Here is a 1,065-nt window from a genome sequence, read left to right on the forward strand (position 1 = left end):
GGCGATGGAGGCGGAGGGAGCGGGGGAGCAAGGCCGTGGCTTTGCGGTGGTTGCCGATGAGGTGCGCTCGTTAGCGCAAGGTACCCAGAAGTCGACCACTGAGATTCAAGGCACCATTGAGGAGCTGACCAACAATGCAATTGAAGCGGCGGAAGCGATGACCTCGAGCCATCAATCCAGTGAAGAGAGTGTGGCGACAGCGCTCGAAACACAACAGCAGCTCAAAGACATGGTGGCGGCCTTACATCAGTCTAACGATCGTGTGGTGCAAATTGCGGCGGCTGCAGAGCAGCAAGGCACCGTCTCGGAAGAGATGAACCAGAATGTGAGTAACATTCACAACTCGGCCAATGAAGTGAGCGGTGCGGCCACTCACCTTGCCGAACAAAGCCAGCTACTGGCTGACTCCGCGCGAGAGTTAGATAGCAAACTCGATCACTTTGAGGTGGTGTAGCACCTGAGTAAACAAGCGACGTTAGCAACGGATGGGCTTTGGTTGGCACTGAGGTGGGTTGCGGATTAAATCGTGAAAGGGAAAGGGTGATAAATAAAAACCGCCAGCATTGCCGGCGGTTTTTTCTTTTTAGAAGCCCTTATTGTGTGAAGGGCTCTTGGTCATCTCTTACAGTGAAGAGGTGAAGGTACGAGTGATGACGTCTTGCTGCTGCTCTTTGGTCAGCGAGTTAAAACGTACCGCGTAACCAGAAACACGGATAGTCAGCTGAGGATAGTTCTCAGGATGTTCCATCGCGTCGAGTAGCATTTCACGGTTCATCACGTTCACGTTCAAGTGTTGGCCGCCTTCTTGACCGCTTTCATGGTGGAAGTAACCATCCATTAGACCGGCAAGGTTAGCGCGCTGGGTGTTTTCATCTTTACCCAGAGCATTTGGCACGATAGAGAAGGTATAAGAGATACCGTCTTTGGCGTGTGCAAATGGCAGTTTACCAACCGAAGTCAGTGACGCAACCGCGCCTTTTTCGTCACGGCCGTGCATTGGGTTAGCACCTGGTGCGAAAGGCATACCTGCTTTACGACCATCTGGCGTGTTACCGGTTTTCTTAC

Annotated in this window: 2 protein-coding genes; one reads left to right on the forward strand and one right to left on the reverse strand. The window is 52.5% G+C overall.

Going from position 1 to position 1,065, the window contains the following annotated elements; all coding sequences use genetic code 11:
* On the forward strand, positions 1-454 hold a 454-nt coding region (locus BGK46_RS02540; protein ID WP_139130717.1), incomplete at its 5' end, for a methyl-accepting chemotaxis protein.
* Between the two features lie 168 nt (positions 455-622).
* Here BGK46_RS02540 and BGK46_RS02545 read toward each other — a convergent pair.
* The coding region (locus BGK46_RS02545) for a glycine radical domain-containing protein (RefSeq protein WP_305793906.1) at positions 623-1,065 on the reverse strand (443 nt) is incomplete at its 5' end.

The sequence above is a fragment of the Salinivibrio sp. SS2 genome, from assembly GCF_001722075.1.
Classification (GTDB): domain Bacteria; phylum Pseudomonadota; class Gammaproteobacteria; order Enterobacterales; family Vibrionaceae; genus Salinivibrio; species Salinivibrio proteolyticus.